This is a genomic window from Sulfuricaulis sp., assembly GCF_049587675.1.
Classification (GTDB): Bacteria; Pseudomonadota; Gammaproteobacteria; order Acidiferrobacterales; family Sulfurifustaceae; genus Sulfuricaulis.
Genome location: NZ_JBAVEJ010000086.1, coordinates 1 through 9,211 on the forward strand (window position 1 = coordinate 1; position 9,211 = coordinate 9,211).

Annotated in this window: 7 protein-coding genes; 5 read left to right on the forward strand and 2 right to left on the reverse strand. The window is 59.0% G+C overall.

Features of this window, described 5'->3' with window-relative positions; all coding sequences use genetic code 11:
- Window positions 1-129 precede the first annotated feature (129 nt).
- Together gshB and gshA are read right to left on the reverse strand one after the other, a co-directional pair.
- Entirely contained in the window at window positions 130-1,101 is a 972-nt protein-coding gene (gene gshB / locus WB402_RS04445) for a glutathione synthase (protein WP_424205711.1), read from the reverse strand.
- A 93-nt stretch (window positions 1,102-1,194) separates the two neighbouring features.
- Window positions 1,195-2,535: a glutamate--cysteine ligase gene (gshA, locus tag WB402_RS04450; RefSeq protein WP_424205712.1), complete on the reverse strand. Its 1,341-nt coding sequence runs from the start codon at window positions 2,533-2,535 to the stop codon at window positions 1,195-1,197.
- 382 nt (window positions 2,536-2,917) lie between these two features.
- On the opposite strand from gshA, the gene WB402_RS04455 reads away from it, so the two are divergent.
- From WB402_RS04455 to WB402_RS04475, 5 genes are all read left to right on the forward strand, one after another.
- The gene (locus tag WB402_RS04455; protein ID WP_269458343.1) at window positions 2,918-3,268 is read left to right on the forward strand and encodes a response regulator; all 351 of its coding nucleotides are present in this window, start codon (window positions 2,918-2,920) and stop codon (window positions 3,266-3,268) included.
- A gap of 60 nt (window positions 3,269-3,328) precedes the next feature.
- A complete protein-coding gene (locus WB402_RS04460) occupies window positions 3,329-3,691 on the forward strand; it encodes a response regulator (RefSeq protein WP_424205713.1) in 363 nt (120 codons plus the stop codon).
- Between the two features lie 2 nt (window positions 3,692-3,693).
- Window positions 3,694-4,236, forward strand: coding sequence for a chemotaxis protein CheW (locus tag WB402_RS04465; RefSeq protein ID WP_424205714.1), 543 nt, complete (start codon window positions 3,694-3,696; stop codon window positions 4,234-4,236).
- Between the two features lie 80 nt (window positions 4,237-4,316).
- Window positions 4,317-6,452 carry a methyl-accepting chemotaxis protein gene (locus tag WB402_RS04470; RefSeq protein WP_424205715.1) on the forward strand — a complete coding sequence of 712 codons (2,136 nt, stop codon included), beginning with the start codon at window positions 4,317-4,319 and terminating at the stop codon, window positions 6,450-6,452.
- A 90-nt stretch (window positions 6,453-6,542) separates the two neighbouring features.
- Window positions 6,543-9,211: Hpt domain-containing protein (locus tag WB402_RS04475; protein ID WP_424205716.1), on the forward strand; the 2,669-nt coding region annotated here is incomplete at its 3' end.

The following is a 9,211-nucleotide window of genomic DNA, read 5'->3' on the forward strand; positions in this document are numbered from 1 at the left end:
CTCTAATATGTAGCCCTTAAACAAAAAGAAAAAATCAGATTCCTTAGTGCTGTAAATCCTGAGAAATCCTGCTGATCCTGTCGTATATATTTTTTAGTAATTCTTTCTTAAGAATATGGAAAGTATATCTTAACCTGGCCGGCGTACCTTAAGCTTGGAATGCCGCGCGGCGATGGCATCCATGAGCCCGGCGCTGATATGGAGCCCGTAAAGCCGGTCAAGTTCCCGGATGCAGGTGGGGCTGGTGACGTTGACTTCCGTCAGGTAATCGCCAATGACGTCCAGTCCCACGAACAGCAGCCCCTTCTCGCGCAGCACTGGACCGATTTGCGCGCAGATCCAGCGGTCGCGCTCGCTGAGCGGTACGCCGACCCCCGTGCCGCCGGCGGCGAGATTGCCGCGGGTTTCACCCTCGGCCGGGATGCGGGCCAGCGCGTAGGGAATGGGCTCGCCGTCGACCAGCAGGATGCGCTTGTCGCCCTGGGCAATTTCGGGGATGAAGCGCTGCGCCATGGCAAAGCGGGTTTCATCGGCGGTCAGGGTCTCGATCGCCACGTTCGTGTTCGGATCGCCGCGGCGCAGACGGAATACCGATTCGCCGCCCATGCCGCCGAGCGGTTTGAGGATGATGTCGCCATATTCGGCGAGAAAGCCGCGAATGTGCGCGGCGGAGCGCGTCACCAGGGTTGGCGGAGTGCACTGCGGAAACCAGGCGGTGAAAAGTTTTTCGTTGGCGTCGCGCAGACTGCGCGGTTTGTTGACCACCAGCGCGCCGGCGTCCTCGGCGCGTTCGAGCAGATACGTGGTGTAAATGTACTCCATGTCAAACGGCGGGTCCTTGCGCATCAGGATGACATCGAGCGCGGTAAGCGATTCCGTGTTTTCCTCGCCCCATTCGAACCAGCGATCGGCATTATCGAACAGCTTGAGCGAACGCTGCCGTGCGAACGGTTGCCCGTCGCGCAGGAACAGGTCTTGTTGTTCCATGTAGCGAATCGACCAGCCGCGCGCCTGGGCCTCGAGCAGCATGGCAAATGTGCTGTCCTTGTTAATCTTGATCGACCCGATCGGGTCCATCACTACGCCAAGCCGGAGTGTCATCAATGGAGCCCTACTACGTTCATCATGTCATAAGATCAGTAGCCCTACTCGCTTCGCTCGTCTTGTCATTCCGAGAGGGCGGATTGTTATGGTTCAGACACTTGCTTTTTTCATGCCTTCAGAAGCCGGTGCCGGCGCCTGGGCGGCTTCCTTGGATTCGCGCGCCGCGGCGAGCAACGCCAGGCGCGCCAAGACACCATAGGCGTAGAATCGGTTGGGATTGGCATCGGGTGCCTGGAGCGGGTCGGGATAACTACAGGGGTCGGCGAAGGCGAGCGGTTCGAACTGCATTCCGGGAGCATTCAGATTTTCATCGGTGCGGCGTTCGGTATGCACGCGGTAGAAGCCGCCGATGACGAAGTGGTCGATCATGTACACCACCGGTTCGGCGACCGCGTTCTTCGTGCCCCAGGTCTCGAAGGTGTACACTCCTTCCTGCACCATGATGTCGGTGACGGCCTGTCCTTCCTTCATGTGCGCCATTTTGTTGCGCTGTTTCCGATTGAGCGCGCGCACCTCGTCGGCGCTCTTGACCGACATGATGGCCATGCCATAGGTGCCGGCGTCGGCCTTGACGATGGCGAAGGGCTCCTGGTCGATCCCGTTCTCGCGGTATTTGAGGCGGGTCGCGGCCAGCACTTCTTCGACGTAATTGACCAGGCACTCCTCGCCAGTGCGTTTTTCGAAATTGATTTTGCCACACTTGCGGAAGATCGGATCGATGAGCCATGAGTCGATTTTGATCAGGTCGGCGAATTCTGAGGCAATGCGATGATAGTGGGCAAAGTGATTCGACTTCAGGCGCTTCCACCATCCGAGCGACAGCGGCGGGGCGACGGGCTGTTCGAGGTTTTGCAGGATCGGCGGCAAGCCGCCGGAGAGATCATTGTTGAGCAACACGAAGCAGGGATCGAAGTCGGTTACCGTAATCTTGTTTTCCCGACGCACGAGCGGTTCGAGCGTAAGCCGCCGTCCGGAAGGAAGCTCCACGATTTTCGGTTCGCGCAGATCGGGCAGCATCGAACCGAGCCGCACGCGCAGGCCGGCCATGGTCAGGATTTCGACGAGGGTGGCGAGGCTTTCGAAATAGAAAAGGTTACGCGTGTGGTTCTCGGGAATGACCAGTACGCCACCGGCGCTCGGACAGATGCGTTCGAGCGCCGCCTGGACCGCCTGGACCGCCAGCGACTGGAAGGCCGGGTTGAGATTGTTGAATCCGGCTGGAAACAGGTTGGTGTCCACCGGCGCCAGCTTGAAACCGGCATTGCGCAGATCCACGGAACAATAAAAGGGTGCGGGTGTCTCCTGCCATTGGGAACGGAACCAGCGCTCGATCCCGGCCTGGTTTTGCAGCAGGTGGGTTTCAATCTTCTGCAACGGCCCGGTCAGGGCCGTGGTCAGATGTGGAACAGCAGGCCGAGAGTCGTTACCCATGGTTCCCTGGTATTGGCGTCATGACTGATCTTGGCCCCATGGTAGCCGATTGCTTTGCTTCAAGTTAAGTCCAACGGGCGCCATGGCACGATTCATGCTGCTATTTGGCCATTTTTACCGCTTCCTTCGGGGCCTCTTGATAGGGTTGAGGGCCGCGGGCTGTTTCGGGACGACCGGCCAAAGCATGGACTATATTGAGTAGGGTGAGCCGGCACAGGCCAGTGCATGGATTTTGGGCGGTATTTGTGCTACCAAATCATTGTTATAGCAAAATAATTGCACAAATTACATCACTCACCGACCGGATTTCGCGCGGTGGGGGAGAGGATTGCGTCCAATGGGCAGAGTTTCGGCGAGGATAGCGCACGTGAGCATCAAAGTAATGATTATCGATGACAGCAACACGATACGGCGCACGGCCGAAGCGTTGTTGAAGAAGGCCGGCTACGAAGTCTATACGGCCGCCGACGGGTTTGAGGCCATGTCGATGATCACCGATAACAATCCGGACATTATTTTCGTAGACATCATGATGCCACGGCTCGATGGCTACCAGACCTGCCAGTTAATCAAGAACAACAAGAAATTCCGGGACACGCCGGTCATCATGTTGTCGAGCAAGGACGGACTCTTCGACCGCGCCCGCGGGCGGATCGCCGGATCGGAAGAACACGTCAACAAACCGTTCACCCAGGAAGAGCTGATTGATGTGATTAACAAGTATGTGCACTGATCGGGCCGGGTGCGCCCGACGCGCCGGGGATTTTAAAAACGAAACGCATGGAGCTGTCATATGGCCATCAAAAAAGTATTGATCGTGGATGATTCGGCGACGGACACCCATCTGATGAGCGAGATGCTCAAGAAAAACGGGTACACGGTCGTGACCGCAACCAGCGGGGAAGAAGGCATCATCAAGGCGAAGCAGGAAAGGCCCGACCTGATCCTCATGGATATCGTGATGCCGGGCATGAGCGGTTTCGAAGCCACGCGCGCGATCACCAAGGATCCGGAAACCGCCACCATCCCGGTCATCGTGTGTTCGACCAAGGGCCAGGAAACCGACAAGGCCTGGGGCCTGCGCCAGGGCGCGAAGGATTATATCGTCAAGCCGGTCATCGAAAAGGTCTTGATGGAGAAGATCAGGACGCTCTAGCCATGACCAGAACTCAACAGGACCCGTTCGAACTTCTGCGCAAGATGCAGCAGGAGAGTCTGGAAAACGCCCCGGGGCTCCCGCAGGAAGTCGAAGTCACGAAACTGTGGTCGGGGGTGGGTTTCCGGATCGGCGACATGATGCTGGTGACGCCGCTCGATCATGTGCTCGAGATTCTCCCGCCGCCACCCACGACACTGGTTCCGGGCGTCAAATCCTGGCTCAAGGGTGTGGCCAATGTGCGCGGCAACCTGATCACGATCGTCGATCTGCCGGAGTATTTCGGCAAGCCGCCGGTTTTTCTTGATGAGAAAGCACGCATGCTGATCATGAACGTGCCCGGACTCAACGCCGGCGTGCTGGTCAATGAAGTGCTGGGTTTGCGGCATTTCGACGAAGAACTGGAACGTCAGGATCTGTCCGGTCTGGACGATCCCGTCGTGGCCCAACTGAATGGCGCTTTTTTGCGTGACAACGTGTTGTGGGGAGTGTTTGACATGAAATCGCTGGCGGAGAGTGATTCTTTCCGGCATGTCGCGGCCTGAATCGCGAAGCAAAGCCGGGGCGGGCCTGTTTGGATGAATGTATAACGGTGACATATCTCAAATGAGATGAGGTGGACAGTATGGCTAGGAAAAAATCTACGAAGGATGGCTTGATCGATCAACCCTCCGAGGACATTATCGATCTTTCGGGTGGGACGCCCGGGGCCTCGGCAGACGAGTTTGTTGATGTCGGCAAACCGGCAGCGTCGGTGCTGCCAGGCGGCATCATGAACATGTTTTCCGGCCTGTCGTTCCTCCTGGGCGGATTGGTCCTCGCCATGATTGCCATGATCTGGTTGCTGGTCCTGAACGCCCAGCGGTCCGAACGCGAATCCAAATATATCGAGCAATCATCGCAGCTGCTGATGTTGTCGCAGCGACTGGCGAAAGACGCGCGCGAAACGGTATTGGGTCAGCCGACCGCCTTCCGCACTCTCAAGGAATCACGCGACCGCTTTGACAGCATCGTGACTTCGTTGCGCGACGGAAATCCCGAACTGGGGGTTGTGTCAAGTCCGCCGGATATCGCCGACAACCAGCTGAAGGAAATCATCAAGATGTGGTCGCCGAAGCCGAACGAAGGCTTGCGCGGGCAGGTCGACCAGATTCTTTCGCTGGAGAAATCGCTCTTCAGCATGCATGACTCGGTGATGGCGATCAACCAGATGAGCCCGATGCTGCTGACGGCCTCCGACGAAATTGTCGAGCTCGGTTCACAGGCTGGCATGAAGCAGGACCAGCTTTATCTCGCGAGCCGTCAGGGCATGCTCTCCCAGCGTATTGCCAAGGACGTCAATCTGTTCTCGCAGGGCGGCAACGAAGCCGCGGTGGCCGCCGCCGAATTCGGCAAAGACGCCAAGCTCTTCAAGGAAACCGACGAAAAGCTGCGCAAGGCGGCGCCGCCGAGCGTACGCCCCAAGCTCGATGAATCGGCCGCCATTTTCGCTGAGATCAACAACCACGTCGAAGGTATCCTGGGCAACGCCGCGGAATTGTTCGTCTCCCAGCGCGCGAGCCAGACGGTATTCGAGCAGTCCGATCCCTTGCTTAAGAAATCGAGGGATCTGGTCGATGCCTACTCGAGACTGGCCGAGCAGCGCACCGGCGTGCGCACCATGATTTTCGTCGCCGGTTTCGCTTCCGTACTCTTTCTGTTCCTGCTGGCCCGCAAGCTGGTTGTTGACGCCCGTGACCGTGCGCACCACAGCTCCGAGCAGAACCGCCAGAGTCAGGACGCGATTCTTAAACTGCTCGACGAAATGGGCGACCTCGCCGACGGTGACCTCACGATTCAGCCGGAGGTGACCGAACAGATCACGGGCGCGATCGCGGACTCGATCAACTACGCGGTGCGCGAAATGCGCAACCTGGTCGTGCGCATCAAGAACGCCGCACAGCAGGTGGCCGTGGCTTCCGAGCACTCACGCCAGACGGCGACCGAACTGACCGAAGCCGCGTTGCGGCAAGCGGCGCAGATCACCGAGGCGACCGGCAAAATGGTGGCCATGGCGCGTTCGATGGAAGACATGTCGAAGAGCGCCGAACGCTCCGCCGAAGTGGCGCAAGGTTCGGTGGCGACCGCCAAGCGTGGCGCGGCGGCGGTGCAGGACACGATCAAGGGCATGGACGAAATGCGCGAGCAGATCCAGGAAACCGCCAAGCGCATCAAGCGTCTGGGCGAATCCTCGCAACAGATCGGTGAAATCGTGGAACTCATCAATGACATCGCCGAGCAGACGAACATCCTGTCGTTGAATGCTGCGATTCAGGCGGCCATGGCCGGCGAGGCGGGCCGTGGTTTTGCGGTGGTTGCGGACGAAGTGCAGCGACTCGCCGAGCGTTCGGCCGAAGCGACCAAACAGATAGCCGATCTGGTTAAGACCATTCAGGCCGACACCAACGAAGCGGTGGCTTCGATGGAGCAGGCGACCAATGGCGTGGTGCAGGCCACGCGACTGGCTGATGCCGCAGGACAGGCGCTGGGCGAAATCGAATCGGTGTCCGAGCAGCTTTCGAGCCTGATTGTGAATATCGCGCGCGATGCCCAGCGGCAATCACAAACGGCGACCGACGTTTCTGGAAGCATGGCCAAGATTCAGGAAACGACCACGCTGACTTCTTCGGGCAGCCGGCAGACGGCGGAAGCTATCGGAAAACTTTCCGATCTGGCGCGCGAGCTGCAGGCTTCCGTGGCAGGTTTCAAGCTGCCGACCTGATGCCGCCCGCCGGGTGGCACGGTTCAGCGGTGAGTTTCACGTCTTCCGGAAGAGCGAGAAGGCGGAACGCGGCGGAGTTTTGTTATATCAATGAGTACGCACAGCAAAATTGACCTGAGCACGCTTGGTTGGGTCAAGACCGAGATCGATGAGACGCTGAAACAAGCGCGTCTCGCACTCGAGTCGTTCGCCGAAAATCCCACCGACAAGACACGCTTGCGCTTCTGCGCGACTCACCTGCATCAAGTGGTGGGTACGCTGCTCATGGTTGAGCTCGACGGAGCGGCCATGCTGGCCAAGGAAACCGAGGCGCTGGCTGAAGCGGTCATCAATGACAAGGCCGTTCCGGATTCGAATATTTTCGATGTACTGACGCGCGGCATTCTCACGCTACCGGATTACCTGGCACGGCTTCAATACGGCCAGTTGGACGTCCCGCTCAAGCATATAACGCTGATCAACGAGTTGCGCGCTGCGCATAATGCCCCGCCCATCTCGGAGCTCGAACTTTTCTCACCTGATCTCTCGGTACGTCCGCCGCCCACCGCCCAGCCGGCGGAGAAACTGGCGGAGACGGAATACCGCGATTTTGCCAAACAATCGCGCGGTACATTCCAGCCTGCGTTGCTCGATTGGCTGCGCGATACGTCGAACAAAAAACCGCTGCGTATCATCATGGATGTCTTCGAACAGTTGCAGGCCAAGGCGGGACTCGCGGTGACCGAGCAGATGTTCTGGGTCGCCGGTGGCCTGCTCGAGGCGCTGATCGATGACGGTCTGGAAGTGACGGCCGAGCGCAAGAAGCTTTTTGCGCGCCTTGACCAGCAGATCAAGAAGATCATTGACGGCGCGGAAAAGTCGGTATTGCGCCATTCCTCTGAATCTCTCATCAACGCCATCCTGTGGGACGTGGCGCACGCGGAATCCACGGGACCCAAGGTCACGCAGCTGAGCCAGGCGTTCGAGCTTGAATTTCTGCTGACCGGCGGTGTCGCTGAGGTTCCCGCGACGGGCGACCTGCCGACACCCGAGGCGCTGCAGTCGGTATCGACGGCGCTCGGCAAGGAGATCGAGGCAGCGCAGGACTTGATGTCCACCTATTTCGATCCGGAAAATCAGGGCGCGGTGTCGCTCGAACCGTTGCTCGAATCGTTCCATAAGATGTCCGGCACGCTCGACATGCTTAACGTGCCGATACTGAAGTCACTGGTGGACGAACTGTCGCAGGTCTGCCGTGCAATCCTCGACAAGCGGATATCCAATCCCGAAACGGTTTCAATGTCCATGGCCGAGGCCCTGCTCATGATTGAGAGCAGTACTCGCGACATCAGCCATTCGGCCACCGAATGGAAGAAGCAGATCGAGGAGGCCGTTCACCGGTTGCACGCGTTGCACGCACCGGACGATGCCAGGGAAGCGCCCGAGGCTGAGGGACTAGAAGTTACGGATGCCGAGCTCACGGAATCCGATTACAAGCAATTGTTGAACGTAGTGGCCAGTGAGGTAAGCGTCAACCTGGGACGCATCGAGGAGGCGCTTGAAGGTTTCGCCTCCGACACCACGCGCGTAGAGGCGCTGGACGATGCTCCGCAGTTGCTTTCGCAAATTCTGGGGGCGATGCAGATTTTGGGACAGGCACGCGCCGCCGAACTGGTGGAGTCGACGAAGCAGCACGTCGAAGATATACGGTCCGGTGCCCTGATCATTGACAGCGCCATCATGGACGGGCTGGCCGTGTGTGTCGGCACGATCGGTGCCTTTGTCGAAGGCTTGCGCGCCGACCGGCCGAATTTGGACGCACTGATCGACGCGGCATTCAAGGAGATGGACGCATCTCTGAGCAGCGGCCACGGCAAACAGCGCGACCCGGCCCTGCTTATCGACGGTGTGCGTCTCAGCCTCGAATCCTGGCTCGATGACCCTGAAAACGAGACGACGCGCGAACCGCTCGGCCGGCAGCTCGATGAACTCACCAAGATGGCCCAGACGCAGGGGCAGGAAAAGATCGCGAAGATCAGCGCGGAAATGAACCATCTGCTCGAACTGGTGACCGAAGATCCGTCGCGGATGTCAGAAGTGATCGTCGATACCCTGAAGCAATCGTTTACGGCCATATCGGTGTTAGCCGGCCGGCGCATGACCTTGCGCACAACGTCCCCGGCCATGCCCGCCCCCTCGGAGGTCGAATCCGAGCGCGATGCATCTGTGCTCGAGGTGAGCGTACCCGTCATCCGCGACGCTCCCAAAGCGGTTGAGCCGGCGCGTGTTCCCACTCCTCCCCCGGCACGCGTCGCGGTTGATGAGGAATTCGACGCCGAGATTATGGAGATCTTCGTCGAAGATGCACGCGAAGTGATCGAGAACATCAAAAACAAATTCATTGTCTGGCGAGAGGATACTGATAATCAGAATGCGCTAACTGAGCTGCGCCGCGGTTACCACACGCTCAAGGGCAGCGGGCGCATGGTGGGCGCTTCCGAGGTGGCGGAACTGTCCTGGGCCGTGGAGAACGTGCTCAACAGAGTACGCGAGGCCAAGATCGTTCCTTCCCTGGCGATCATTGAGCTATTGGAGCTGATGCTGAATGTACTTCCGCGCATGGTCGATTTTCTTGCGGGTGGGCCAGCGCATGGCATCGATGTCGAAGCACTGCGCGAGACGGCGCATGCCCTGGCGCAACCGGGCGATGCTCTGGCCGCGCCGTCTCTTGCGTCGCCGACCGTGGCACCGCCGCGCGCGCCGGCGCCCGTCGTCGAGAC

What these genes read in the sequence shown, in the direction of transcription:
- gshB (WP_424205711.1), bottom strand. Translation starts at nt 1,101, where the DNA reads ATGACACTCCGGCTTGGCGTAGTGATGGACCCGATCGGGTCGATCAAG.
- gshA (WP_424205712.1), bottom strand. Translation starts at nt 2,535, where the DNA reads ATGGGTAACGACTCTCGGCCTGCTGTTCCACATCTGACCACGGCCCTG.
- WB402_RS04455 (WP_269458343.1), top strand. Translation starts at nt 2,918, where the DNA reads ATGATTATCGATGACAGCAACACGATACGGCGCACGGCCGAAGCGTTG.
- WB402_RS04460 (WP_424205713.1), top strand. Translation starts at nt 3,329, where the DNA reads ATGGCCATCAAAAAAGTATTGATCGTGGATGATTCGGCGACGGACACC.
- WB402_RS04465 (WP_424205714.1), top strand. Translation starts at nt 3,694, where the DNA reads ATGACCAGAACTCAACAGGACCCGTTCGAACTTCTGCGCAAGATGCAG.
- WB402_RS04470 (WP_424205715.1), top strand. Translation starts at nt 4,317, where the DNA reads ATGGCTAGGAAAAAATCTACGAAGGATGGCTTGATCGATCAACCCTCC.